Origin of the sequence: Pseudomonas sp. Ost2 (genome assembly GCF_018326065.1) — a bacterium.
GTDB lineage: Bacteria > Pseudomonadota > Gammaproteobacteria > Pseudomonadales > Pseudomonadaceae > Aquipseudomonas > Aquipseudomonas gingeri.
The window spans coordinates 1466818-1492181 of sequence record NZ_AP021904.1 but is presented as its reverse complement, the minus strand read 5'-3'; the positions used below and the strand labels follow the sequence as shown (position 1 = coordinate 1492181).

Annotated in this window: 19 protein-coding genes and 1 pseudogene; 3 read left to right on the top strand and 17 right to left on the bottom strand. The window is 62.6% G+C overall.

Annotation, left to right across the window (positions count from 1 at the left end):
* The first annotated feature begins 179 nt into the window (after nucleotides 1-179).
* Together KI243_RS06520 and KI243_RS06515 are read left to right on the top strand one after the other, a co-directional pair.
* Nucleotides 180-1328: an efflux RND transporter periplasmic adaptor subunit gene (locus KI243_RS06520; RefSeq protein ID WP_177085741.1), complete on the top strand. Its 1149-nt coding sequence runs from the start codon at nucleotides 180-182 to the stop codon at nucleotides 1326-1328.
* A gap of 14 nt (nucleotides 1329-1342) precedes the next feature.
* Nucleotides 1343-4365: pseudogene (locus KI243_RS06515) on the top strand (multidrug efflux RND transporter permease subunit).
* 233 nt (nucleotides 4366-4598) lie between these two features.
* Here the strand turns inward: KI243_RS06515 and rpoS are convergent.
* The 8 genes from rpoS to KI243_RS06475 form a co-directional block, all read right to left on the bottom strand.
* Nucleotides 4599-5603: an RNA polymerase sigma factor RpoS gene (gene rpoS / locus KI243_RS06510; protein WP_017127149.1), complete on the bottom strand. Its 1005-nt coding sequence runs from the start codon at nucleotides 5601-5603 to the stop codon at nucleotides 4599-4601.
* A gap of 107 nt (nucleotides 5604-5710) precedes the next feature.
* Nucleotides 5711-6577: a peptidoglycan DD-metalloendopeptidase family protein gene (locus tag KI243_RS06505; protein ID WP_212810624.1), complete on the bottom strand. Its 867-nt coding sequence runs from the start codon at nucleotides 6575-6577 to the stop codon at nucleotides 5711-5713.
* 249 nt (nucleotides 6578-6826) lie between these two features.
* A complete protein-coding gene (locus tag KI243_RS06500) occupies nucleotides 6827-7462 on the bottom strand; it encodes a protein-L-isoaspartate(D-aspartate) O-methyltransferase (protein WP_161796107.1) in 636 nt (211 codons plus the stop codon).
* A gap of 38 nt (nucleotides 7463-7500) precedes the next feature.
* Nucleotides 7501-8250: a 5'/3'-nucleotidase SurE gene (surE, locus tag KI243_RS06495; protein ID WP_017127145.1), complete on the bottom strand. Its 750-nt coding sequence runs from the start codon at nucleotides 8248-8250 to the stop codon at nucleotides 7501-7503.
* Nucleotides 8238-9296: a tRNA pseudouridine(13) synthase TruD gene (truD, locus tag KI243_RS06490; RefSeq protein ID WP_017127144.1), complete on the bottom strand. Its 1059-nt coding sequence runs from the start codon at nucleotides 9294-9296 to the stop codon at nucleotides 8238-8240. The genes surE and truD overlap by 13 nt, the downstream gene beginning before the upstream one ends.
* A complete protein-coding gene (gene ispF, locus KI243_RS06485; RefSeq protein ID WP_177063321.1) occupies nucleotides 9293-9766 on the bottom strand; it encodes a 2-C-methyl-D-erythritol 2,4-cyclodiphosphate synthase in 474 nt (157 codons plus the stop codon). The genes truD and ispF overlap by 4 nt, the downstream gene beginning before the upstream one ends.
* Before the next feature lie 94 nt (nucleotides 9767-9860).
* Nucleotides 9861-10724 carry an S-formylglutathione hydrolase gene (gene fghA, locus KI243_RS06480; RefSeq protein ID WP_177085733.1) on the bottom strand — a complete coding sequence of 288 codons (864 nt, stop codon included), beginning with the start codon at nucleotides 10722-10724 and terminating at the stop codon, nucleotides 9861-9863.
* A 2-nt stretch (nucleotides 10725-10726) separates the two neighbouring features.
* Complete coding sequence (locus tag KI243_RS06475; protein ID WP_017127141.1) at nucleotides 10727-11839, bottom strand: S-(hydroxymethyl)glutathione dehydrogenase/class III alcohol dehydrogenase; 1113 nt, start codon at nucleotides 11837-11839, stop codon at nucleotides 10727-10729.
* 107 nt (nucleotides 11840-11946) lie between these two features.
* Here KI243_RS06475 and KI243_RS06470 point away from each other — a divergent pair, with 107 nt between their 5' ends.
* Nucleotides 11947-12843, top strand: a complete 897-nt coding sequence (locus KI243_RS06470; protein WP_177085731.1) for a LysR substrate-binding domain-containing protein — start codon at nucleotides 11947-11949, stop codon at nucleotides 12841-12843.
* A gap of 330 nt (nucleotides 12844-13173) precedes the next feature.
* Here KI243_RS06470 and ispD read toward each other — a convergent pair whose 3' ends face one another.
* The 9 genes from ispD to rnhB all read right to left on the bottom strand — a co-directional run bounded on the left by ispD (nucleotide 13174) and on the right by rnhB (nucleotide 25356).
* Nucleotides 13174-13884, bottom strand: coding sequence for a 2-C-methyl-D-erythritol 4-phosphate cytidylyltransferase (ispD, locus tag KI243_RS06465; RefSeq protein WP_017127139.1), 711 nt, complete (start codon nucleotides 13882-13884; stop codon nucleotides 13174-13176).
* Complete coding sequence (gene ftsB / locus KI243_RS06460) at nucleotides 13881-14159, bottom strand: cell division protein FtsB (RefSeq protein WP_017127138.1); 279 nt, start codon at nucleotides 14157-14159, stop codon at nucleotides 13881-13883. Before ftsB ends, ispD begins: the two co-directional genes overlap by 4 nt.
* Nucleotides 14160-14327: 168 nt before the next feature.
* The gene (gene eno, locus KI243_RS06455; RefSeq protein ID WP_017127137.1) at nucleotides 14328-15617 is read right to left on the bottom strand and encodes a phosphopyruvate hydratase; all 1290 of its coding nucleotides are present in this window, start codon (nucleotides 15615-15617) and stop codon (nucleotides 14328-14330) included.
* 160 nt (nucleotides 15618-15777) lie between these two features.
* A complete protein-coding gene (gene kdsA, locus KI243_RS06450; protein WP_017127136.1) occupies nucleotides 15778-16623 on the bottom strand; it encodes a 3-deoxy-8-phosphooctulonate synthase in 846 nt (281 codons plus the stop codon).
* A gap of 5 nt (nucleotides 16624-16628) precedes the next feature.
* Nucleotides 16629-18260 carry a CTP synthase gene (locus KI243_RS06445; RefSeq protein ID WP_042935727.1) on the bottom strand — a complete coding sequence of 544 codons (1632 nt, stop codon included), beginning with the start codon at nucleotides 18258-18260 and terminating at the stop codon, nucleotides 16629-16631.
* Nucleotides 18261-18534: 274 nt separating this feature from the next.
* Nucleotides 18535-19863, bottom strand: a complete 1329-nt coding sequence (gene tilS, locus KI243_RS06440) for a tRNA lysidine(34) synthetase TilS (protein WP_017127134.1) — start codon at nucleotides 19861-19863, stop codon at nucleotides 18535-18537.
* A 176-nt stretch (nucleotides 19864-20039) separates the two neighbouring features.
* Nucleotides 20040-20987, bottom strand: a complete 948-nt coding sequence (locus KI243_RS06435; protein ID WP_017127133.1) for an acetyl-CoA carboxylase carboxyltransferase subunit alpha — start codon at nucleotides 20985-20987, stop codon at nucleotides 20040-20042.
* Between the two features lie 149 nt (nucleotides 20988-21136).
* The gene (gene dnaE, locus KI243_RS06430; protein ID WP_017127132.1) at nucleotides 21137-24658 is read right to left on the bottom strand and encodes a DNA polymerase III subunit alpha; all 3522 of its coding nucleotides are present in this window, start codon (nucleotides 24656-24658) and stop codon (nucleotides 21137-21139) included.
* Nucleotides 24659-24729: 71 nt separating this feature from the next.
* On the bottom strand, nucleotides 24730-25356 hold the full coding sequence (rnhB, locus tag KI243_RS06425; protein ID WP_104009863.1) for a ribonuclease HII: 627 nt from the start codon (nucleotides 25354-25356) through the stop codon (nucleotides 24730-24732).
* Between the last annotated feature and the right edge of the window lie 8 nt (nucleotides 25357-25364).

Sequence of the window (25364 nt, the reverse complement as noted above, 5' to 3'; positions counted from 1 at the left end):
ACGCTACCCCTGTGGGAGTGGGCTTGCCCACGAAGACGTCGGCACAACCCCCCTTCTCAAGCCACGGTATTGGCGTAATATCTGACGGTATAGTTGCATGGCGACGCCTGGGTGCGGGCAGTATCGTGCTGGGCGGTTGTTCGACCTCCCTCTAGCCTCGTCTTCCAAGGAACCGGAATATGCTGCGTCGCCGCATGCTGATCATGTTGGGTATCGTCCTCCTGGTCGTACTGGCACTCGCCGGTTACAAGGCCTTCTCGATCTACAGGCAGATCCAGGTATTCGCCGCGCCCAAGCCACCGATCAATGTCGCGGCCGTCACCGCGAGCGCGCAGCCCTGGCAGAACCGCCTGCCCTCGGTGGGCACACTCAAGGCCCTGCAAGGGGTCAACCTCAGCCTGGAGATCGCCGGGACGGTCAAGGCCGTGCAGTTCGAGTCGGGGCAGAAGGTCAAGGCCGGGCAACCCATCGTCCAGCTCGACAGCGATGTCGAAAGCGCCCTGCTGGAAACCGCCCAGGCCGACCTCGGGCTGGCGCAACTGGACTACGGCCGCGGCGCCCAGCTGGTCGGCAGCCAGGCGATTTCCCGGGGCGAGTTCGACCGGCTCTCGGCGGTGCTGCAAAAGAACAAGGCCACGGTCAATCAGCTCAAGGCGGCCCTGGCGAAGAAAAAGATCGTCGCGCCCTTCAGCGGCACCATCGGTATCCGCCAGGTGGATGTCGGCGACTACCTCGCCAGCGGCACGGTGATCGCCACGCTGCAGGACCTGAGCAGCCTGTATGTCGATTTCTATGTCCCCGAGCAGTTCGTGCCCAAGCTGGCGGTCGGCCAGCCACTGCAATTGAGCGTGGGCGCCTACGCCGGGGAAAACTTCCCCGGCAGCCTCAGCGCCATCAATCCCAAGGTCGATGAAACCACCCGCAACGTGCTGGTGCGCGCCACCCTGGCCAACCCCGACGGCAAGCTGTTGCCCGGCATGTTCGCCAATCTCCAGGTGCTGCTGCCCGACCCGCAGTCCTATGTGGTGATCCCGGAAAGCGCGGTCGCCTACACGCTCTACGGCAACTCGGTGTATGTCGTGACACAGAAGAAGGCCGAGGACGGCAGCCTCGAAAAAGCCTCCGACGGCCAGCCGGTGCTGATTGCCGAGCGGCGCTTCATCGAAACCGCCGAACGCCGTGACGGCCTGGTGAAAGTCATCAAGGGGCTCAAGGACGGTGAGCAGGTGGTCAGCGGCGGCCAGCTGAAACTGGACAATGGCGCGCACATCGCCATCAGCGCGGACAAGACGGCACCGGCGGCGAACCCGCCCGCTCCGGCGAACTGATCAGGGAGTCGAGCATGGCCTTTACCGATCCGTTCATTCGTCGCCCGGTGCTTGCCAGTGTGGTCAGCCTGCTGATCATCCTGCTGGGGTTCCAGGCCTACAGCAAACTGCCGCTGCGCCAGTACCCGCAGATGGAAAACGCCCTGATCACGGTGACCACCGCCTACCCCGGGGCCAATGCCGAGACCATCCAGGGCTATATCACCCAGCCGTTGCAACAGAGCCTGGCGAGTGCCGAGGGCATCGACTACATGACGTCGGTCAGTCGGCAGAACTTCTCGGTGATCTCGATCTACGCCCGGATCGGCTCCAACAGCGACCGGCTATTCACCGAGTTGCTGGCCAAGGCCAACGAGGTCAAGAACCAGTTGCCGCAGGACGCCGAGGACCCGGTGCTGAGCAAGGAAGCCGCCGACGCTTCGGCGCTGATGTACATCAGTTTCTTCAGCGACCAGTTGAGCAATCCGCAGATCACCGACTATCTGTCGCGGGTGATCCAGCCCAAGCTGGCGACCCTGCCGGGCATGGCCGAGGCGGAAATTCTCGGCAACCAGGTGTTCGCCATGCGCCTGTGGCTGGACCCGGTGAAGATGGCCGGGTTCGGCCTGAGCGCCGCGGACGTGACCAACGCCGTGCGCCGGTACAACTTCCTGTCCGCCGCCGGCGAGGTCAAGGGCGAGTACGTGGTGACCAGCATCAACGCCAGCACCGAGCTGAAATCCGCCGAGGCCTTCGCGGCGATTCCGCTCAAGACTTCCGGTGACAGCCGGGTCCTGCTCAGCGACGTGGCGCGGGTGGAGATGGGCGCGGAAAACTACGACACCGTCAGTTCCTTCGGCGGCACGCCATCGGTGTATATCGGCATCAAGGCCACCCCGGCGCCAACCCGCTGGATGTGATCAAGGAAGTGCGCAAGATCATGCCGGAGCTGGAAGCGCAGCTGCCGACCAACCTCAAGGCGGAAATCGCCTATGACGCCACCCTGTTCATCCAGGCGTCGATCAACGAAGTGGTGAAGACCCTCTTCGAAGCCGTGCTGATCGTGATAGTGGTGGTGTTCCTGTTCCTTGGCGCCCTGCGCTCGGTGGTGATCCCGGTGATCACCATTCCGCTGTCGATGGTCGGCGTGCTGTTCTTCATGCAACTGATGGGCTATTCGATCAACCTGCTGACCCTGCTGGCGATGGTGCTGGCCATCGGCCTGGTGGTGGACGATGCGATCGTCGTGGTGGAGAACATCCACCGCCATATCGAGGAAGGCAAGACACCGCTGGACGCCGCCCTCGAAGGCGCGCGGGAGATCGCCGTGCCGGTGGTGTCGATGACCATCACCCTGGCGGCGGTCTACGCCCCCATCGGCTTCCTGCAGGGCCTGACGGGTGCGCTGTTCAAGGAGTTCGCCCTGACCCTGGCGGGGGCGGTGGTGATCTCCGGGGTGGTCGCCCTGACGCTGTCGCCGATGATGTGCGCCCTGCTGCTGCGCCACGATGAAAACCCGTCGGGCCTGTCGCACCGCCTCGACCAGTTGTTCGAGCGCCTGAAGCGGCGCTACCAGAAGATCCTCCACGGCACCCTCAACACGCGGCCGGTGGTGGTGGTCTTCGCGATCATCATCCTGTGCCTGATTCCGCTGTTGTTGAAGTTCACCCAATCGGAACTGGCGCCCAACGAGGACCAGGGCATCATCTTCATGATGGCCACCGCACCGCAGCCGACCAACCTGAACTACCTGAACACCTACACCGACGAGTTCATCACGATCTTCAAGGAGTTCCCGGAGTACTACTCATCGTTCCAGATCAATGGTTTCAACGGCGTGCAGTCGGGGATCGGCGGCTTCCTGCTCAAGCCCTGGAACGAGCGCAAGCGCACGCAGATGCAGATCCTCCCCGAGGTCCAGGGCAAGCTGGCGGGCATCACCGGGCTGCAGATCTTCGGCTTCAACCTGCCGTCGCTGCCGGGTACCGGCGAGGGCCTGCCCTTCCAGTATGTGCTCAATACACCGAACGACTACAGCGCCCTGCTGGACGTCGCCGGCCGGATCAAGAAACGCGCGCTGGAGTCCGGCAAGTTCGCCTTTCTCGATATCGACCTGGCCTTCGACAAGCCGGAAGTCGTGGTCGATATCGACCGGGCCAAGGCGGCGCAGATGGGCGTCTCGATGCAGGACCTGGGCGGCACCCTGGCGACCCTGCTCGGTGAGGCGGAGATCAACCGCTTTACCCTGGAGGGTCGCAGCTACAAGGTGATCGCCCAGGTCGAACGCGCCTATCGGGACAATCCCGACTGGCTGAACAACTATTACGTGAAGAACAGCGAAGGCAAGCTGCTGCCGCTGTCGACCCTGATCAAGGTCTCGGACCGCGCCCGTCCCCGCCAGCTGAACCAGTTCCAGCAACTGAACTCGGCGATTATCTCCGGGGTGCCCATCGTCAGCATGGGCGAAGCCATCGCGACCATTCGCCAGATCGCCACCGAAGAGGCACCCGTGGGTTTTGCCAGCGACTATGCCGGCGCCACGCGTCAGTTCGTCCAGGAAGGCAGCGCCTTGTGGGTCACCTTCGGCCTGGCCCTGGCGATCATCTTCCTGGTGCTGGCCGCGCAGTTCGAGAGTTTCCGCGACCCGCTGGTGATCCTGGTGACGGTGCCCCTGTCGATCTGCGGCGCGCTGATCCCGCTGTTCCTCGGCTGGTCGAGCATGAACATCTACACCCAGGTGGGCCTGGTGACCCTGATCGGGCTGATCAGCAAGCACGGGATCCTGATCGTCGAGTTCGCCAACCAGTTGCGCAAGGACAAGGGGTTGTCAGCCCGCGAAGCCGTCGAGGAGGCCGCGGCGATCCGCCTGCGTCCGGTGCTGATGACCACGGCGGCGATGGTGTTCGGGATGGTGCCACTGATCCTCGCCAGCGGCGCCGGGGCAGTCAGTCGCTTTGATATCGGCACGGTGATCGCCACCGGGATGTCGGTGGGGACGTTGTTCACGCTGTTCGTGCTGCCATGCGTGTACAGCCAGCTGGCGAAGAAGGACTTGTAGGAGCCGGCTTGCTGACGATGGCGTCCGGATGGACACAGCAAGGCTCAAGGGCCTCATCGCCGGCAAGCCGGCTCCCACAGTTTTTTGGGCAAGGCGATATTTTGCCGTGAGGCACCTATTGTAGGAGCCGGCTTGCTGGCGATGGCGTCCGGATGGACGCAGCAAGGCTCAAGGGCCTCATCGCCGGCAAGCCGGCTCCCACAAGGTCCGTGCAGGTATTGGTCGCCGCTCCGTTACTGGAACAACGACTCGCTGGACAGGCCGTTCTTCTCGAGGATCTCGCGCAGGCGCTTGAGACCTTCGACCTGGATCTGCCGCACCCGCTCACGGGTCAGGCCGATCTCCAGGCCAACGTCCTCCAGCGTGCTGCTCTCGTGGCCGCGCAGGCCGAAGCGGCGTACCACCACCTCGCGCTGCTTGTCGGTCAGCTCGGACAACCACTGGTCGATACTCTGGGACAGGTCGTCGTCCTGCAACAACTCGCAGGGATCGGTCGGCCGGTCATCCGTCAGGGTGTCGAGCAACGTCTTGTCCGAGTCCGGGCCGAGGGAGACATCCACCGAGGAGACCCGTTCGTTCAGGCCCAGCATGCGCTTGACCTCCCCGACCGGTTTTTCCAGCAGGTTGGCGATCTCTTCGGGGGACGGTTCGTGATCGAGCTTCTGGGTCAGCTCGCGGGCCGCCCGCAGATAGACGTTGAGTTCCTTGACCACATGAATCGGCAGGCGGATGGTCCGGGTCTGATTCATGATCGCCCGTTCAATCGTCTGTCGGATCCACCAGGTGGCATAGGTTGAAAAGCGGAAGCCGCGTTCCGGGTCGAATTTCTCGACCGCCCGGATCAGTCCGAGGTTGCCCTCTTCGATCAGATCCAGCAGGGAAAGCCCACGATTGACATAACGTCGGGCGATTTTCACCACCAGACGCAGGTTGCTTTCGATCATGCGCTTGCGTCCGGCCGGATCGCCGCTTTGCGACAGACGCGCAAAATGGACTTCTTCTTCCGGAGACAACAAAGGGGAGAAACCGATTTCATTGAGGTACAACTGGGTCGCGTCCAGGGCCCGGGTGTAGTCAATGTACTTGTGCTGTTTGAGCGCAGCAGCGTTTTTGGTCTTGGCACGAACTGGGGGTGGAGAACTGTCGTCCTCCGGCATCATATCCATGACAATGTCGGAGTCCATAAGGAGCACCTCATCGTCGATGTCAAACCCCGGCGCTTCTTTACTGAGAGCCATTGTTATAGTCCTTTGGTGAGTTCGACCTCAAGCTCAAGCGGCGCCTTTATCCTTGGCAACGCTGGAGCCTGTTCCCTCTACGTCATGAGAACAGGCTGGTAAACGGATCAACGACGCGGCAGGAATTGCAATGGATCTACGGGCTTGCCCTGGCGGCGAATCTCAAAGTGCAGTTTCACCCGGTCTGTACCAGTTGATCCCATCTCGGCAATTGTCTGTCCGACTTTGACCTGCTGCCCCTCCCGAACCAACAGCCGACGGTTGTGACCGTAGGCACTGACGTAAGTATCGCTGTGTTTGATGATGACCAGCTCGCCGTAGCCCCGCAACCCACTCCCGGCGTAAACCACTGACCCATCAGACGCAGCTAAAACAGGCTGTCCCAAATCCCCGGCGATATCAATACCTTTATTCAAACTACCGTTTGAAGAGAATTTTCCAATCAAAACGCCGTTCGAAGGCCATGCCCAGCCCTTCGGCGCGGGCCCTGGTGGCGGTGTCGGCGTGGCCGCGGCGGTCGGCGCCGGGGCCGCCGCGGGCGTCCCGGCAGCCGTCGCCGGACGCCGGGTAACCGTGGTTTTGCTGAAGGATGAACTCGACGATGTGGTCGTCGACGTCGCCACCGCCGGCGTTGAATTTGAACGGCTGTCGAAGCGAATCGCCTGACCGACGTGAATGGTGTAGGGCTCGGGAATATTGTTGCGCGCGGCCAGGGCTTTCCAGTCCCAGCCGTAGCGAAAGGCGATCGAGAACAAGGTATCGCCCCGAACCACCACGTGCTGGCCGGTGGTGGTCATCGGTCGTTGCGGTGCGGCACTGGCAGGGCTGCTCGCGTTGCCATTGCGATCCACGACGCGCACGCCGTTCTTCGAAGCACTGGAGCAACCAGCCAGTAAAGCACTGAGGGCAAGACCGATCATCAGGCGCTGAACGCTTGTTTTACCCATACGCTGCCGAATGACTGTGAGACTCACCCGCCGCTCCCTTTGTGTTGGCTGAAATGAATATAGAGTGCCCGTACAGGCGGTCGTGTGCGCAAGTATAACTGGCCGTTGGAATTTTACGGACAGCAAAGCCCGATAAGCGACTCTCTTGTACGGTTCGACAGTGAAACTCGACACACTTTTAAACACATACTGTCTGCAAGGTCCGGCCCTATGACCGACAACGTTCAACAGAATTCAGCGTGCCGCTTAAACAAATGCAACAAATGCAATCAACGCTCAGGCCAGGGGCCCGTTGAGCAACGGCACGAAACGTACCGCCCCCAGTACATGCCGGGAAAATCCATGTTCCTCGCGCACGATCAGCATCAGTTGCTGGACTTCACCCGCCCCGACCGGAATCACCAGGCGCCCGCCCGGAGCCAGCTGGTCGAGCAGCGCCTGGGGAACATCGGTGGCCACGGCGGTGACGATAATGCCGTTGTACGGAGCCAATGCCGGCCAGCCTTCCCAGCCGTCGCCCCAGCGGAATACCACGTTGCGCAGGTTGAGTTCGACCAGGCGCTCCTTGGCACGGTCCTGCAGGACCTTGATCCGCTCGACCGAAAACACCCGCTCGACCAGTTGCGAAAGGACGGCGGTCTGGTAGCCGGAGCCGGTGCCGATCTCCAGCACCTTGTCCAGCGGCCCCGCCTCCAGCAGCAGCTCGCTCATGCGCGCCACCATGTAAGGCTGGGAGATGGTCTGGTTGTGGCCGATCGGTAGCGCGGTGTCTTCGTACGCACGGTGGGCCAGCGCTTCGTCGACGAACAGATGGCGCGGGGTCCGGCGGATCACTTCCAGCACCTGGGCGTTGGACAGGCCTTCTTCGTAAAGCCGCTGGATCAGGCGCTCGCGGGTTCTCTGCGACGTCATGCCGATTCCGCCGCGCAGCAAATCGTTTTCACGCGCCATCAGGCAAGCCCCTCCAGCCAACCGTCGAGGCTACTGAAGGCATCGTTGAACGTGCGGTCCAGTTGCAGCGGTGTCACCGAAACGAAGCCTTGCATCAGCGCGTGGAAATCCGTGCCCGGACCACCGTCCTCCACATCGCCGGCCGCGGCGATCCAGTAGCCGGCCTTGCCCCGTGGGTTGACTTCGAGGATCGGCTTCGCCGCCCGTGCCCGGTGACCCAGGCGGGTCAGCTGGATACCACGGATATGCTCCAGCGGCAGGTTCGGTACGTTGACGTTGAGCACCGTGCGCGGTGGCAGGCGCAATCCTTCATGCGCCTCTACCAGCAGGCGCGCGAAATGCGCGGCGGTCGCCAGGTTATCGAGCTGGCGCGAGGCCAGCGAGAAGGCAAACGAGGTCCGCGCGAGGAAACGCCCTTCGAGCGCCGCGGCGACCGTGCCGGAGTACAGCACGTCATCGCCCAGGTTGGCGCCCAGGTTGATACCCGATACCACCATGTCCGGCTCCTGCTCCAGCAGGCCGTTGAGCCCCAGGTGCACGCAGTCGGTAGGCGTCCCGTTGAGGCTGATGAAGCCATTGGGCAAGGTGTGTGGATGCAGCGGACGATCGAGGGTCAGCGAACTGCTGGCACCGCTTTTGTCCTGGTCCGGGGCAATCACCCGGCACTCGGCATAATCCGCCAGCGCAGCATGAAGCGCGGCGAGACCGGGTGCAAAAACCCCATCGTCGTTGGAAATCAGAATACGCATGAGCTGTCCGTCTGCCCTACCGGCACCAGATCAACGAGCTCGCGCACCAGAACAGTGGCGAAGCATCCGGCCGGCAGGACGAATTCCAGTTGCAGAATGTCAGGCTCGGGATAATGCCACGTCAGCCCGCCAATGGGCAGCCGCAGGATGCGACGTTCGTGCTCCATTCCCGCCTTAACCAGCCATTGGCACAGGTCGGCTTCACGGGCGGCGACGGCCTGCTCCAGTTCGAAGGTCGCGCCGGTCGCCGGCGACGGCCCTTCGCCCCACTGCGGACCGGTCGGGTGCAGGTCGAGAATCGCCAGGCGCGGATCGCCGCACTCGGCTTCGCCGGCCGGGAAAAAACTGCGGCTGTCGGTGAAGGCCAGCAGGTCGCCGACCTGGGCACGATTCCAGCTGCCGTCGGCGACCCGCGCCGCCAGTACCTGGTTGAACAGGTAGCTGCGGGCAGTGGACAGCAGCCGCGAACGCACATTGCGTTGCTCGGGCAGGGCCTGGCGAGCGGCGTAGGTGCGCGCCTCGCCGAGGTTGCCGCCCTGGTGGCCGAAGCGCTGGGCGCCGAAATAGTTGGGGATACCCTGCCGGCTGATCTGCTCGAGACGTTGCTGCAGGCCGTCCTTGTCCGCCGCCAATTGGCTCAGGCGCAAGGTGAAACCGTTGGCCGCATGGGCTCCGCGTTGCAACTTGCGCTTGTGGCGCACGCTCTTGAGGATCTGCAGGGTATCGTTCTGCGCCGCGCCCATGTCCGGGTCGGCCTTGCCCGGCAGCTGGATGCTGAACCATTGCCGGGTGAGCGCCTGGCGGTCCTTCAGGCCCGCGTAGCTGACGGTACGCAAGGGGACACCGGCCGCCTTGGCCAGGCGCCGGGCGGCTTCCTCGGTGTTCAGGCCCCGTTTTTCGACCCACAACCACAGGTGCTCGCCGTCGCCGGACAAGGGGATGTCGAGGACTTCATCGACCTGGAAATCCTCCGCGGTGGCCTTGAGCACCGCACGGCCCAGGGCATCACCATGGGCACGGGGGCCCAGCAGTTCCAGTTCCGTCATGCGCGCAGCAACAAGGCAACGGAATGCACCGCGATGCCTTCTTCCCGCCCGGTGAAGCCGAGCTTTTCAGTGGTGGTGGCTTTTACGTTCACTTGATCCAACTCAACTTCAAGATCCGCGGCGATCAGCGCGCGCATCGATTCAATATGCGGGGCCATTTTCGGCGCCTGGGCAACGATGGTGTTGTCGACATTGCCGACCTTCCAGCCCTTGGCCTTGAGCAGCGATACCACGTGGCGCAGCAGCACGCGGCTGTCGGCACCTTTATAGGTGGGATCGGTGTCCGGGAAATGTTTGCCGATGTCCCCCAGTGCCGCCGCACCCAGCAGCGCGTCACTCAGGGCATGCAGCAACACGTCGCCGTCGGAGTGAGCCAGCAATCCGTGGTGGTGTGCGATCCGCACGCCGCCCAGAGTGATGAAGTCGCCTTCGGCGAAACGGTGCACATCATAGCCGTGGCCAATACGCATAAAAAAACGCCCCGATTTAGTCAGGGCGTGATTCTACCTATTTTGTCCGACATTAGGTTCTCGTACGAGAATTAGCCTGAGCGAGCGCCGACAATTATCGTGCAGAACCTGCGCCAAGCGCTTCGCTGTGATGCACCAGATGGTCTTCGATGAAGCTGGCGATGAAGAAATAGCTGTGGTCGTAGCCCGGCTGCATGCGCAGGATCAGCGGATGCTGCGCCAGGCGGGCGGCCTGTTGCAGGGCTTCGGGCTTGAGCTGATTGGCCAGGAAATCATCCCGGTCGCCCTGATCCACCAGGATCGGCAGCTTTTCACCCGCCTCGCTGATCAGCGCACAGGCATCCCACTCGCGCCAGCGCGAGCGCTCTTCTCCCAGGTAGCGCGAGAAGGCCTTCTGTCCCCACGGGCAATCCATCGGATTGCTGATCGGGGAGAATGCCGACAGCGACTGGTAACGCCCCGGATTGCGCAGCGCACAGACCAGCGCCCCATGGCCGCCCATGGAATGACCGCTGATACCGCGCTTGTCGGAAGCCGGGAAATGCGCCTCGACCAGGGCTGGCAGCTCATGCACCACATAGTCGTGCATCCGGTAGTTGCGCGCCCAGGGCTCCTGCGTGGCATTGAGGTAGAAGCCGGCGCCGAGACCGAAGTCCCAGGCATTTTCGGGATCGCCCGGGACACCCGGGCCACGCGGGCTGGTGTCCGGCGCGACGATGATCAGCCCCAGTTGCGCGGCCATGCGCTGGGCGCCGGCCTTGTGCATGAAGTTTTCATCGGTGCAGGTCAGCCCGGACAACCAATACAGCACCGGCAGCTTGACGCCCTGCTCCGCCTGCGGTGGCAGATAGACCGCGAATACCATGTCGCAACCGAGGACTTCGGAATGATGCTTGTAGCGTTTATGCCAGCCGCCGAAGCTTTTCTGGCAGGAAAGGTTTTCCAGGCTCATGAGCAACCTCAGAAATGGATGACGGTGCGGATGCTCTTGCCTTCATGCATCAGGTCGAATGCCTTGTTGATATCTTCCAGGCCCATGGTGTGGGTGATGAAGGTATCCAGCGGGATCTCGCCCTTCTGCGCCATCTCGACATAGCTCGGCAACTCGCTGCGCCCACGCACACCGCCGAAGGCCGAACCACGCCAGACGCGGCCTGTCACCAGTTGGAACGGACGGGTGGCGATTTCCTGACCCGCACCGGCCACGCCGATGATCACCGACTCGCCCCAACCCTTGTGGCAGCACTCCAGTGCCGCGCGCATCAACTGCACATTGCCGATGCACTCGAAGGAGAAATCCACGCCGCCGTCGGTCATGTCGACGATGACTTCCTGGATCGGCCGGTCGAAGTCCTTGGGATTCACGCAATCGGTAGCGCCCAGCTGCCGGGCGATCTCGAACTTGGCCGGGTTGATGTCGATGGCGATGATGCGTGCCGCCTTGGCCTTGACCGCGCCGATCACCGCCGACAGGCCGATGCCGCCGAGGCCGAAGATCGCCACGGTGTCACCCGGCTTGACCTTGGCGGTATTGATCACCGCGCCGATCCCGGTGGTGACGCCGCAACCCAGCAGGCAGACCTTTTCCAGCGGTGCTTCCTTGGCGATCTTGGCCACGGAGATTTCCGGCAGGACGGTGTACTCGGAGAAGGTCGAGGTGCCCATGTAGTGGAAAATCGTCTCGCCCTTGTAGGAGAAGCGCGAAGTACCGTCCGGCATCAGGCCCTTGCCCTGGGTGGCACGGATCGCCTGGCAGAGGTTGGTCTTGCCCGACAGGCAGAATTTGCACTTGCCGCACTCCGGGGTGTACAGCGGAATGACGTGGTCGCCGACGGCCACCGAGGTCACGCCCTCGCCAATGGCTTCGACAATCGCCCCGCCTTCGTGGCCGAGGATCGCCGGGAAGATGCCTTCCGGGTCGGCACCGGACAGGGTGTAGGCGTCGGTGTGGCAGACGCCGGAGGCCACGACACGCAACAGCACCTCGCCGGCCTTGGGCAGGGCGACATCGACTTCGACGATTTCCAGAGGCTTTTTCGCCTCGAAGGCAACGGCAGCACGTGACTTGATCATCCAGCAACTCCTGAAAAGTGAATGCGAAAGACTGGAGTGTAAATCATCGTCCATTGATGAATAATCCGACCGAAAGCAAAACATTATTGCCATACAGGGATAATCAGATGAGCGAGAACCGCTGGGAAGGCATCGACGAGTTTGTCGCCGTGGCCGAGTGCAGCCAGTTCACCGCCGCCGCGGAACGCCTGGGAGTGTCCTCGTCGCATATCAGCCGGCAGATCGCCCGGCTGGAGGAGCGCTTGCAGACCCGCCTGCTGTATCGCAGCACCCGCCGCGTGACGCTGACCGAAGCCGGCCAGACCTTCCTGCAACATTGCCAGCGCCTGCAGGACGGTCGCGAAGAAGCCCTGCGGGCGGTGGGCGACCTCAACAGCGAACCCAAGGGCATGTTGCGCATGACCTGTGCCGTGGCCTACGGCGAACGCTTTATCGTGCCGCTGGTGACCGCTTTCATGGGCCTGTATCCGCAGCTGCGAGTGGACATCGAGTTGAGCAACCGCACCCTGGACCTGGTCCATGAGGGGCTGGATCTGGCGATCCGCCTGGGTCGCCTGCAGGATTCGCGGCTGGTGGCGACCCGGCTGGCGCCACGACGGATGTATCTGTGCGCATCGCCCTCCTACCTGGAGCGTTATGGTCGCCCCCACAGCCTCTCGGAACTGAGCCGGCACAACTGCCTGATCGGCAGTTCGGATATCTGGCAACTAGCCCAGGACGGGCGCGAATTTTCCCAGCGGGTACAGGGTAACTGGCGCTGCAACAGCGGGCAGGCAGTGCTGGATGCGGCATTGCAGGGGGTCGGTCTGTGCCAGTTGCCCGACTATTACGTGCTCGAGCACTTGCAGAACGGTCACCTGGTTTCCCTGCTGGAGGCCCACCAGCCGCCCAATACCGCGGTGTGGGCGCTGTACCCGCAACAACGGCACCTGTCACCGAAGGTGCGCAAGCTGGTGGATTATCTCAAGGAGGGGTTGGCCAAACGGCCCGAGTACGCCGTTTGATCGACGCCTGTAAATACCCTCTTGAGATCAACGCAGTCTCTGTAGGAGCTGGCTTGCTGGCGATGAGGGCAGAGCGTCCTGCATCGATCTTCCGGACGCCATCGCCGGCAAGCCAGCTCCTACAAGGTCCCAGCGATAGTCCGGGGTGAAACACCATCCTGTGGGAGCCGGCTTGCTGGCGATGAGGGCAGAGTGTCTTGCATCGATCTTGCGGACGCCATCGCTGGCAAGCCAGCTCCTACAAGGTCCCAGGCCTGGCGATAGTCCGGGGTGAAACACCATCCTGTGGGAACCGGCTTGCTGGCGATAGCGGCAGTGCGGCCTGGATTGTCAGCGCCGGTTGGCCCAGCGCAGGCGCAGCCACTCCAGGTCTTCGGGACGGGTGACCTTGATATTGTCCGAACGCCCCTCCACCAGACGCGGCGCCTGCCCCGCCCATTCCATCGCCGAGGCTTCGTCGGTGATGGTGACATCCGCCACCAGGCTGTCGGCCAGCGCCCGGTGCAAGGCACCGAGACGGAACATCTGTGGCGTGTAGGCCTGCCAGATCAGGCTGCGATCGACGGTTTCCACCACCCGGCCATGCTGGTCGACACGCTTGAGGGTGTCCCGGGCCGGCACGGACAGCAAGCCGCCCACCGGATCGTCGGCGAGCTCGGCCAACAGCTTGTCGAGATCGTCGCGGGACAGGTTCGGCCGCGCCGCATCATGAACCAGTACCCAATCCTCATCCGCCGCCCCCCGGGCATGCAGGTGCAGCAAGGCATTGAGGACCGAGTCGGCACGTTCGGCACCACCGTCGACGCGCTGGATGCGCGGGTCGCCGGCACAGGCCAGGCCAGGCCAATAGGGATCGTCGGGCGCCAGGCTGAGCACCAGCCCCTTGAGTCCCGGATGATCGAGAAAACAGCCGAGGCTGTGTTCGAGAATGGTTCGTCCGCCCAGTTGCAGGTACTGCTTGGGACGGTCGGCCGCCATACGGGCACCCACGCCCGCGGCAGGAATCACGGCCCAGAAGGCCGGTAGCGATGAGTCAGTCATTGTGCCAACTGATAGAGGGTTTCGCCGTCCTTGACCATGCCCAGTTCATGGCGAGCACGTTCTTCAACGGTCTCCATGCCTTTCTTCAGCTCAAGAACTTCCGCATCGAGGACACGGTTACGCTCCAGCAGACGCTCGTTCTCGGCATGCTGGTCGGCAATCTGTTGTGTCAGGTCGGCTACCTGCGCCAGGCTCCCGTTACCCACCCAAAGGCGGTACTGCAGGCCAGCCAGCAGCAAGAGCAAGACAAGGAACAACCAATTGGGACTGCGCATCGAATTTCGTTTACCCAGTGAAAAAGACAGCCAAGCCGACTTCCGTATACCCAACAGCACGAAGCCTGGAAAGACCAGGCTTGTGCTTGTCAGCCATCAGATTAGTTGCGAAAAAGCCGCTATAGCGACTTTTCCGACACAATCCGGTGTCTTTTTACCATCTACTGCTTAACCGCGAAACTCGGAACGACCGTTGTACTTCGCCTTGGCGCCCAATTGCTCTTCGATACGCAGCAGTTGGTTGTACTTGGAAACGCGGTCGGAACGGCACAGCGAGCCGGTCTTGATCTGGCCGGCAGCGGTGCCCACGGCCAGGTCGGCAATGGTCGAATCTTCGGTTTCACCGGAACGGTGCGAGATCACCGCGGTGTAGCCGGCGGCCTTGGCCATCTGGATGGCTTCCAGGGTTTCGGTCAGGGTGCCGATCTGGTTGAACTTGATCAGGATGGAGTTGGCGATCTTCTTGTCGATGCCTTCCTTCAGGATCTTGGTGTTGGTCACGAACAGGTCGTCACCCACCAGCTGGGTCTTCTCGCCGATCTTGTCGGTAAGAATCTTCCAGCCAGCCCAGTCGGACTCGTCCAGGCCATCTTCGATGGAGATGATCGGGTAGCGCTCGGTCAGGCCTTTCAGGTAGTCGGCGAAACCTTCGGCGGTGAACACCTGACCTTCGCCGGACAGGTTGTACTTGCCGTCTTCGAAGAACTCGCTGGCCGCGCAGTCCAGGGCCAGGGTCACGTCGGTGCCCAGTTTGTAACCGGCATTGGCGACCGCTTCGGAGATGACTTTCAGGGCATCTTCGTTGGACGCCAGGTTCGGCGCGAAACCACCTTCGTCACCGACAGCAGTGCTCAGGCCACGGGCTTTGAGCACGGCCTTGAGGTGATGGAAAATCTCGGTGCCCATGCGCAGGCCTTCGGAGAAGGACTTGGCGCCGACCGGCTGGACCATGAACTCCTGGATGTCGACGTTGTTGTCGGCATGCTCGCCGCCGTTGATGATGTTCATCATCGGTACCGGCATGGAGTAGACACCCGGGGTGCCGTTCAGGTTGGCAATGTGTGCGTACAGAGGCAGGTCCTGATCCTGCGCAGCCGCCTTGGCCGCGGCCAGGGACACGGCGAGGATGGCGTTGGCGCCCAGGGTCGCCTTGTTCTCGGTGCCGTCCAGCGCGATCATCGCGTGGTCCAGGGCCTTCTGGTCGGAAGGATCCTTGCCCAGCAACAGTTCGCGGATCGGACCGTTGATGTTGCCGACAGCCTTCAGCACGCCCTTGCCCAGGTAACGGCTCTTGTCGCCATCACGCAGCTCAAGCGCCTCACGCGAGCCGGTGGAAGCACCGGACGGAGCGCAGGCGCTGCCGATGATGCCGTTGTCCAGAAGGACGTCCGCTTCCACGGTGGGGTTGCCACGGGAGTCGAGAACTTCACGACCTTTGATGTCGACGATTTTTGCCATTGTTGTAAACACTCCAAAGTTGACGAAAACCTTGCAGGAGCCGGCTTGCCGGCGATGGCGTCCGTAAGATCGCTATCGCCGGCAAGCCCGCTCCCACAAAAGTTGTACGGCCGGCAGGCCAGAGCGAAAATTGTGGGGCAGTCTACCGAATAAACGAGGATTACGCGGTTTCTATCGTCGGAAAACTCTTCACCAGTTCGTCCAACGCCTTGAGCTGGGCTAGGAACGGCTCCAGTTTGTCCAGGCGCAGGGCACAAGGACCGTCGCACTTGGCGTTGTCCGGATCCGGATGCGCCTCGAGGAACAACCCCGCCAGGCCCTGGCTCATGCCGGCCTTGGCCAGGTCGGTGACCTGGGCCCGACGACCGCCGGCGGAGTCCGAACGGCTGCCCGGCATCTGCAGGGCGTGGGTCACGTCGAAGAACACCGGGTATTCGAACTGCTTCATGATGCCGAAGCCGAGCATGTCGACCACCAGGTTGTTGTAGCCGAAGCTCGAACCGCGCTCGCAGAGGATCAACTGGTCGTTACCGGCTTCCACGCACTTGCTCAGGATGTGTTTCATTTCCTGGGGCGCGAGGAACTGGGCCTTCTTGATGTTGATCACCGCGCCGGTCCTGGCCATGGCGACCACCAGGTCGGTCTGGCGCGACAGGAAGGCCGGCAACTGGATGATGTCGCAGACCTCGGCGGCCACGGCGGCCTGGGCCGGCTCGTGGACGTCGGTGATGATCGGCACGCCGAACGCTTGCTTGATGTCCTGGAAGATCCGCATGCCCTCTTCCAGGCCGGGGCCACGGTAGGAGGTCACGGAGGAACGGTTGGCCTTGTCGAAGCTGGCCTTGAACACGTAGGGGATACCGAGCTTTTCGGTGACCTTGACGTACTCTTCGCAGACCTGCATCGCCATGTCACGGCTTTCCAGCACGTTCATGCCACCGAACAGCACCATCGGCTTGTCGTTGGCGATCTCGATGTCGCCGACGCGAATGATCTTCTGGGCCATCAGCTTTACGCCTTCTTCTGGTGTTGGGCCAAAGCGGCTTTGACGAAACCGCTGAACAGCGGGTGGCCGTCACGCGGGGTCGAAGTGAACTCGGGGTGGAACTGGCAGGCGACGAACCATGGATGATCCGGGGCCTCGACCACTTCGACCAGCGCGCCGTCACCGGAACGACCGGAAATCTTCAGGCCGGCTTCCATGATCTGCGGCAGCAGGTTGTTGTTCACTTCATAGCGGTGACGGTGACGCTCGACGATCACGTCCTTGGCATAGCAATCGTGAACCAGCGAACCCGGCTCCAGCAGGCAGTCCTGGGCGCCCAGGCGCATGGTGCCGCCCAGGTCCGACGTTTCGGTGCGGGTTTCCACCGCGCCGGTGGCATCTTCCCACTCGGTGATCAGGCCGACGACCGGGTGAGCGCTGGTGCGGTCGAACTCGGTGGAGTTGGCGTCCTTCCAGCCCAGCACGTTACGGGCGAACTCGATCACGGCCACTTGCATGCCCAGGCAGATACCCAGGTACGGCACCTTGTTCTCGCGGGCGTATTGCACGGCGGTGATCTTGCCTTCCACGCCACGCAGGCCGAAACCGCCCGGTACGAGGATCGCATCGACGCCTTCGAGCAGGCCGGTGCCCTGGTTCTCGATGTCTTCGGAATCGATATAGCGCAGGTTGACCTTGGTGCGGTTGGTGATGCCGGCGTGACTCATCGCTTCGATCAGCGACTTGTAGGCATCCAGCAGCTCCATGTACTTGCCGACCATGGCGATGGTGACTTCGTGCTCGGGGTTGAGTTTGGCGTCGACCACTTTTTCCCACTCGGACAGGTCGGCACCGTTGCATTGCAGACCGAAACGCTCGACGACGAAGTCATCCAGGCCCTGGGCGTGCAGGACGGCCGGGATCTTGTAGATAGTGTCGACGTCTTCCAGGGAAATCACCGCACGCTCTTCGACGTTGGTGAACAGCGCGATCTTGCGACGCGAGGACACGTCAACCGGGTGGTCGGAACGGCAGATCAGCACGTCCGGCTGCAGGCCGATGGAGCGCAGCTCCTTGACCGAGTGCTGGGTCGGCTTGGTCTTGGTCTCGCCGGCGGTGGCGATGTACGGGACCAGGGTCAGGTGCATCAGCATCGCGCGCTTGGAGCCGACTTCGACCCGCAACTGGCGGATGGCTTCGAGGAACGGTTGCGACTCGATGTCGCCCACGGTGCCGCCGATCTCCACCAGGGCCACGTCGGCATCGCCGGCGCCCTTGATGATGCGACGCTTGATTTCGTCGGTGATGTGCGGAATCACCTGGATGGTCGCGCCCAGGTAATCACCACGGCGCTCCTTGCGCAGCACGTGCTCGTAGACACGGCCGGTGGTGAAGTTGTTGTTCTGGGTCATGGTCGTGCGGATGAACCGCTCGTAGTGGCCCAGGTCCAGGTCGGTCTCGGCGCCGTCGTGGGTGACGAACACCTCACCGTGCTGGAACGGGCTCATGGTGCCCGGGTCGACGTTGATGTACGGGTCCAGTTTGAGCATGGTGACTTTCAGTCCCCGCGCCTCCAGGATGGCCGCCAATGAAGCCGAGGCAATGCCTTTCCCCAATGAAGAAACAACACCGCCCGTGACGAATATGTAGCGCGTCATGAAAAACCCTAGAAGTCTGCGTTAAAGCGGTCCGAGCCGCCGGGGAAAGCGAAGGAAGGCCGAAGCCCCCGATCACCTGCATTAATCACAGTGCATCTTTCAAAAAAACCGCCGCGTTGGGACAGACCGGAAGTGACGACACCGGTACGTTGTTCGCTACACATTTTTTGGAATCGCCCAGCAAAGACTGCTTGGTAATCGGCAACTCCTGCAATTCAGGCGAATCCACAGAAGTTGTATCAAGAAGGGAGCGTAGTCTACCGGAAAGCGGCTTTCAGCTCAAACCTTGATCGCTCGAAGGTGGCTGCCATTGCAAATGCCAGTCTCCGAACGCGCTGCCATCGAGCCCCGCCAGGTTGGCCACGGCCAGTAATTGCTCGCCCCGGTAGACCAGCGGCAATCGGCCGCGGACAAACCAGGGCACCCCGCTTTCATTAAGCAGACGCTTCAGATCCCGGTGCCCGCGGTCCGGCAGGTGCAACACCTCGCCGCCCTGACGATAGCGCACCCGCAACGGACCCGGCGGCGCATCGCCGATGATCAGCAGTTCGCCGTTGTCCGGCAATTCCAGGGTCTGCCCGGGTCTGGTCCACTCGATATCCGCCACCGGCTGGCGCAACCAGGAACCGCTCAGCCACCACAGGTGCTCATCGGCGCGGTGCAACTCGCCTTCGGCCAGGCGCCACTTGGGCCGGGCATCGTGCCCGGCGTCGCGCAGGTCATCCCAGCCGGCCCAGTGGTCGCTGTCCGGCAGGCGCGTCAGCGGTGCCAGCCAGTGACGCAGCAGGTTGCGCTGGCGAGCCGGCGACAGCTCGATCACCGCATCCAGCGCCAGGGACGGCATGCCCAGCCAGTCATAACGGGAATGGGCCTGGGCCTCGTCGAGATCGACGTCGGCCAGCTCGTCCAGCAGCTCCTGGGCCTCGCGCAGGTGCGCGGCGCTACGCACCATGCTGCTGACCGCCTGCGGCCAGCGCTCGGTAAGATCGGGGAAAACCCGATGGCGCAGGTAGTTGCGGGAAAACTGCTGGTCGGCGTTGGACGGGTCTTCGATCCAGTTCAGGCCGTGTTCGCGGGCATACTGCTCCAGTTCCGCACGCGAGACATCGAGCAGCGGCCGCACCAGGTAGCCGCCGCCCACCTCGCGTTCGCCCGGCATGGCCGCCAGGCCACGTACCCCGGCACCGCGCAACAGCCGGAACAACAGCGTCTCGGCCTGGTCATCGCGATGCTGGGCCGTCAGCAGGACTTCGTTCAACTGGGTCACCCCGGCAAAGGCCAGGTAGCGCGCATCCCGGGCGGCGCGCTCGAGACTGGCACCGAGCTGGACGCTGACCCGCACCACCTGCAAGGGCACGCCCAGGGTGTCGCAGAATGCCTGGCAATGTTCCGGCCAGCTATCGGCGGCAATCTGCAAGCCGTGATGGATATGCAGGGCCGTCAGTTCGGGCAGGGATTCGGTCTTGCCCAGGCGGGCGAGAAGATGCAGGAGGACGGTGGAGTCGAGGCCGCCCGAGAACGCTACGCGCCAGGCCGAGGCGTTACGCCAGGGGGCCAGGGCATGCAGCAGTCGGTCTGCCAGAGGAAGGGTACGCAGAGTCATGAGTTCGGTCGCTTTTCGCCTCAATGCGGTCAGCCTGACTGAAACACAAACCTGTAGGAGCCGGCTTGCCGGCGACGAGGCCGGCAAGTCTTGCATCGACGGCTCGAATCGCCGGCAAGCCGGCTCCTGCAGGGGTGAGCGCCGCCTTGGAATTCAGGGGCGCTCCATCAGGTCACTTAGAGACCGTAGCTCATCAATCGCTCATAGCGACGGGCCAGCAGCGCATCGTTGTCGAATTTCTTCAACATCGCCAGCTGCGAGCTCAGTTCGGCACGGATCAGGGCCGCCGCGGCCACCGGATCACGGTGGGCACCGCCCAGGGGCTCGGCGATCACCTTGTCGACGATGCCCAGGCCTTTCAGGCGCTCGGCGGTAATACCCATGGCTTCCGCGGCATCCGGAGCCTTCTCGGCGGTTTTCCAGAGGATCGACGCACAACCTTCCGGAGAAATCACCGCGTAGGTCGAGTACTGCAGCATGTTCAACTGGTCGCAGACACCAATCGCCAGTGCACCGCCGGAACCACCCTCACCGATAACGGTGGCGATGATCGGCGTCTTCAGGCGCGCCATGACCCGCAGGTTCCAGGCGATGGCCTCGCTCTGGTTGCGCTCCTCGGCATCGATTCCCGGGTAGGCGCCCGGCGTGTCGATGAAGGTCAGGATCGGCATCTTGAAGCGTTCGGCCATTTCCATCAGGCGGCAGGCCTTGCGATAGCCTTCCGGACGCGGCATGCCGAAGTTGCGGCGAACCTTCTCGCGCACTTCACGGCCTTTCTGGTGACCGATCACCATCACTGGCTGGTCTTCCAGACGGGCAATACCGCCGACGATCGCGGCATCGTCGGAGAAATGACGGTCGCCGTGCAGCTCATCGAACTCGGTGAAGATGTGCTCGATGTAGTCCAGGGTGTACGGACGACGCGGATGACGCGCCAGGCGCGCGATCTGCCAGCTGGTCAGCTTGCCGAAAATGTCTTCGGTCAGCGTGCTGCTCTTGTCTTGCAGGCGAGAGATTTCATCGCCGATGTTCAGCGAATTGTCATTACCGACCAAGCGCAGTTCTTCGATCTTGGCTTGCAGGTCAGCGATCGGCTGTTCGAAATCAAGAAAATTCGGGTTCATAAGCATCCGTCTTGGGTCGAGCACAGTAGTTTTTACACAGCCTGGCCGGCCGATTGATCTGTATCGCGCCCTACCTTAAGGGATATGGCGCGCTCAGGTCGAGATTAAAAGTAAGTTCAAGGTCGGGGCGCATTCATGGCACCACCACCTCAACGGTATTGGAGAAAGACGTTGTCTCGCCCGAACTGGTCACGCAATGCCTGAATCAGACTGTCCGCCGGGTCGATCTTCCAGCCGTCACCGAGCTGCAGCAGGGCCTTGGCATCCTGGCCGGTGTACTCCATGGTGATCGGGCAGGCGCCCCGGTGCTTCTTGAACAACTCGCCCAGCCAGCGTAGCTCATCGCCCTTGAGCGCGGCGCTCTGCACCTTCAGGCGCAGGCTTTCGGCCAGGTTGGTCCGGGCATCTTCCATGCTCATCACCCGCTTGACCCGCAGGCGCAGGCCCCCGGAGAAGTCATCGTTGCTGACCTCGCCCTCGACCACCACCATCGCGTCGGTCTGCAACAGCGACTGGGCCGACATGAAGGCATCGGCGAACAATGACGCCTCGATTCGCGCCGAGCGGTCGTCGAGGGTGATAAAGCCCATCTTGTCGCCTTTTTTGTTTTTCATCACCCGCAGGTTGATGATCATCCCCGCCACGGTCTGGGTATCCCGGGCCGGCTTCAGGTCGATGATGCGCTGGCGGGCGAAACGACGGATCTCGCCTTCGTACTCGTCGATCGGGTGACCGGTCAGGTACAGGCCGAGGGTGTCCTTCTCGCCTTTCAGGCGCTCCTTGAGGGTCAACTCCTTGGCCTTGCGGTGATTGCCGTAGACATCCGCGTCCTCTTCGACGAACAAGCCGCCAAACAGGTCGGCGTGGCCGCTGTCGTGGGTACGCGCAGTCTGTTCCGCGGCCTTGATCGCTTCTTCCATCGCCGCCAGCAGGACTGCGCGGTTACGGTCGATATTGGCCTGGTACGGCTTGGGTTCGTCGTAGAAATACGGTCCGAGACGATCCAGCGCACCGCTGCGGATCAGGCCGTCGAGGGTGCGCTTGTTGATGCGCTTGAGGTCGACCCGGGCGCAGAAATCGAACAGGTCCTCGAACGGTCCCGCCTGGCGCGCTTCGGTAATCGCTTCCACCGGGCCTTCGCCAACGCCCTTGATGGCGCCGAGGCCATAGATGATCCGGCCTTCGTCGTTCACCGTGAACTTGAACTCCGAGGTGTTCACGTCCGGTGCGTCGAGGCGCAGCTTCATGGTCCGCACTTCCTCGATCAAGGTCACGACCTTGTCGGTGTTGTGCATATCCGCCGAGAGTACCGCGGCCATGAACGGCGCCGGGTAATGGGCCTTCAGCCACGCGGTCTGGTACGACACCAGGCCGTAGGCGGCAGAGTGGGATTTGTTGAAGCCGTAACCGGCGAACTTCTCCACCAGGTCGAAGATGTTACCGGCCAGGTCCGGGTCGATATTGTTGGTCGCGCAACCCTCGATGAAACCGCCGCGCTGCTTGGCCATTTCCTCGGGTTTCTTCTTGCCCATGGCTCGACGCAGCATGTCCGCGCCGCCGAGGGTGTAGCCGGCCATGACCTGGGCAATCTGCATCACCTGTTCCTGGTACAGGATGATGCCGTAGGTCGGCGCCAGCACCGGCTTGAGGCCTTCGTACTGGTAGTCGGAATGCGGATACGCCAGCTCGGCGCGGCCGTGCTTGCGGTTGATGAAGTCGTCCACCATGCCGGACTGCAACGGGCCCGGACGGAACAGGGCCACCAGGGCGATAAGGTCTTCCAGGCAGTCGGGCTTGAGCTTCTTGATCAGCTCCTTCATGCCGCGGGATTCAAGCTGGAATACCGCGGTGGTCTCGGCCTTCTGCAACAGGCTGTAGGTCGGTTTGTCATCCAGCGGGATGAAGGCGATATCCAGCGGCGGCTCGTTGACCTTGGCGCGGTCGCGGTTGATGGTCTTCAGCGCCCAGTCGATGATCGTCAGGGTCCGCAGGCCGAGGAAGTCGAACTTCACCAGGCCGGCGGCCTCGACGTCGTCCTTGTCGAACTGGGTTACCAGGCCATCGCCTTCTTCGTCGCAATAGATCGGCGAGAAGTCGGTCAGCTTGGTCGGCGCGATCACCACGCCACCGGCGTGCTTACCGACGTTACGCACCACGCCTTCGAGCTTGCGCGCCATCTCCCAGATTTCCGCCGCTTCTTCATCGACCTTGATGAAGTCGCGCAGGATTTCTTCCTGCTCGTAGGCTTTTTCCAGGGTCATGCCGACTTCGAAGGGGATCATCTTCGACAGGCGGTCCGCCAGGCCATAGGACTTGCCCTGCACCCGCGCCACGTCACGCACCACCGCCTTGGCGGCCATGGAACCGAAGGTGATGATCTGGCTCACCGCGTTGCGGCCGTATTTCTCGGCCACGTAGTCGATCACCCGGTCGCGGCCGTCCATGCAGAAGTCGACGTCGAAGTCGGGCATGGAAACCCGTTCCGGGTTGAGGAAACGTTCGAACAGCAGGTCATATTCCAGCGGGTCGAGGTCGGTGATCTTCTGCACGTAGGCCACCAGGGAACCGGCACCCGACCCCCGGCCGGGACCGACCGGCACGCCGTTGTTCTTGGCCCACTGGATAAAGTCCATAACGATCAGGAAGTAACCGGGGAACCCCATCTGGATGATGATATCCAGCTCGAAATTCAGCCGGTCGACATAGACCTGGCGCCTGGCCTCGTAGTCTTCGGTGGTCTCCCTGGGCAGCAGGACCGCCAGGCGCTCTTCGAGACCGTCGAACGACACCTTGCGGAAATACTCGTCGATGGTCATGCCATCGGGAATCGGGAAGTTGGGCAGGAAGTGCTTGCCCAGCTTCACTTCGATATTGCAGCGCTTGGCGATCTCGACGGTGTTTTCCAGGGCGTCGGGCAGATCGCTGAACAGCTCGGCCATTTCCTCGGCGCTTTTCAGGTACTGCTGGTCGCTGTAGTTCTTCGAGCGACGCGGATCGTCGAGGGCCCGGCCCTCACCGATGCAGACGCGGGTTTCGTGGGCCTCGAAGTCTTCCTGCTTGATGAAACGCACATCGTTGGTCGCCACCAGCGGCGCGCCCAGCTTCTCGGCCAGGGCCACGGCACCGTGCAGTTGTTCTTCGTCGTTGGGGCGATTGGTCCGCTGGATCTCCAGGTAGAAGCGGTCCGGGAACACCGCCATCCACTCACGCGCCAGGGTTTCGGCTTCCGCGGCGTTATCGCCGAGCAGGGCCATGCCGATCTCGCCCTCCTTCGCCGCCGACAGCATGATCAGGCCTTCATTGGCCTCGGCGACCCATTCGCGCTCGATGATGATCATGCCGTTGCGCTGACCGTCGATGAAACCACGGGAGATCAGCTCGGTCAGGTTGCGATAACCCAGGGGGTTCATCGCCAGCAGGCTGATGCGGCTCAACGGCGCATCGGGGTCCTTGTTCGACAGCCACAGGTCGGCGCCGCAGATCGGCTTGATCCCGGCGCCCATGGCGGTCTTGTAGAACTTGACCAGGGAACACATGTTGTTCTGGTCGGTCACCGCCACGGCGGGCATGTTCAGGCCGGCCAGGGCCTTGACCAGCGGCTTGATCCGCACCAGGCCGTCGACCAGGGAGTATTCAGTGTGCAGGCGCAGGTGAACGAATGAAGCCGGCATAGTGATCCTGTAGAAGCATGAAAAACGACAAGGCCCGGATTGTACCGGGCCTTGGCTAAAACATCAGCAGACTAAAGCTCGACAAGCCCCTCACGGGCTTCCCAGGCCAGCCGCACGGGCGCGAACGAGCGCCGGTGAATCGGGGTCGGCCCCAGGCGGTTCAGGGCTTCCAGGTGCACCGGCGTCGGATAGCCCTTGTGGCCGCCGATGCCGTAGCCGGGATAGATCGATTCGAAAACCGCCATTTCACGATCACGGCTGACCTTGGCCAGGATCGACGCCGCGGCAATCGCCGGCACCTTGCTGTCACCCTTGACCACCGCTTCCGCCGGCATCGGCAGTTTCGGGCAGCGGTTGCCGTCGATCATTGCCAGCCTGGGCTGGATATGCAGGCCCGCGACCGCCCGTTGCATCGCGAGCATGGTCGCATGGAGGATATTCAGTTCATCGATTTCCTCGACCTCGGCCCGGGCGATACACCAGCTCAGGGCTTTTTCGCGGATTTCGTCGTACAGCTTTTCGCGGCGGGCCTCGGTCAGCTTCTTCGAGTCGTTCAGCCCGAGAATCGGCCGCTTGGGATCGAGGATCACCGCCGCCGTGACCACCGCACCGCAAAGCGGGCCGCGACCGACTTCGTCGACGCCGGCCACCAGTTCCCCGGCATCGGCCACCAGGCTGAAGTCCAGCCCCATCTGCATCCTCACAT

Excerpts from the sequence above, each read along its gene's own strand:
- KI243_RS06520 (WP_177085741.1), top strand. The coding sequence starts at position 180 with ATGCTGCGTCGCCGCATGCTGATCATGTTGGGTATCGTCCTCCTGGTC.
- rpoS (WP_017127149.1), bottom strand. The coding sequence starts at position 5,603 with ATGGCTCTCAGTAAAGAAGCGCCGGGGTTTGACATCGACGATGAGGTG.
- KI243_RS06500 (WP_161796107.1), bottom strand. The coding sequence starts at position 7,462 with ATGACGTCGCAGAGAACCCGCGAGCGCCTGATCCAGCGGCTTTACGAA.
- surE (WP_017127145.1), bottom strand. The coding sequence starts at position 8,250 with ATGCGTATTCTGATTTCCAACGACGATGGGGTTTTTGCACCCGGTCTC.
- truD (WP_017127144.1), bottom strand. The coding sequence starts at position 9,296 with ATGACGGAACTGGAACTGCTGGGCCCCCGTGCCCATGGTGATGCCCTG.
- ispF (WP_177063321.1), bottom strand. The coding sequence starts at position 9,766 with ATGCGTATTGGCCACGGCTATGATGTGCACCGTTTCGCCGAAGGCGAC.
- KI243_RS06475 (WP_017127141.1), bottom strand. The coding sequence starts at position 11,839 with ATGATCAAGTCACGTGCTGCCGTTGCCTTCGAGGCGAAAAAGCCTCTG.
- KI243_RS06470 (WP_177085731.1), top strand. The coding sequence starts at position 11,947 with ATGAGCGAGAACCGCTGGGAAGGCATCGACGAGTTTGTCGCCGTGGCC.
- ispD (WP_017127139.1), bottom strand. The coding sequence starts at position 13,884 with ATGACTGACTCATCGCTACCGGCCTTCTGGGCCGTGATTCCTGCCGCG.
- ftsB (WP_017127138.1), bottom strand. The coding sequence starts at position 14,159 with ATGCGCAGTCCCAATTGGTTGTTCCTTGTCTTGCTCTTGCTGCTGGCT.
- eno (WP_017127137.1), bottom strand. The coding sequence starts at position 15,617 with ATGGCAAAAATCGTCGACATCAAAGGTCGTGAAGTTCTCGACTCCCGT.
- kdsA (WP_017127136.1), bottom strand. The coding sequence starts at position 16,623 with ATGGCCCAGAAGATCATTCGCGTCGGCGACATCGAGATCGCCAACGAC.
- KI243_RS06445 (WP_042935727.1), bottom strand. The coding sequence starts at position 18,260 with ATGACGCGCTACATATTCGTCACGGGCGGTGTTGTTTCTTCATTGGGG.
- tilS (WP_017127134.1), bottom strand. The coding sequence starts at position 19,863 with ATGACTCTGCGTACCCTTCCTCTGGCAGACCGACTGCTGCATGCCCTG.
- KI243_RS06435 (WP_017127133.1), bottom strand. The coding sequence starts at position 20,987 with ATGAACCCGAATTTTCTTGATTTCGAACAGCCGATCGCTGACCTGCAA.
- dnaE (WP_017127132.1), bottom strand. The coding sequence starts at position 24,658 with ATGCCGGCTTCATTCGTTCACCTGCGCCTGCACACTGAATACTCCCTG.
- rnhB (WP_104009863.1), bottom strand. The coding sequence starts at position 25,356 with ATGCAGATGGGGCTGGACTTCAGCCTGGTGGCCGATGCCGGGGAACTG.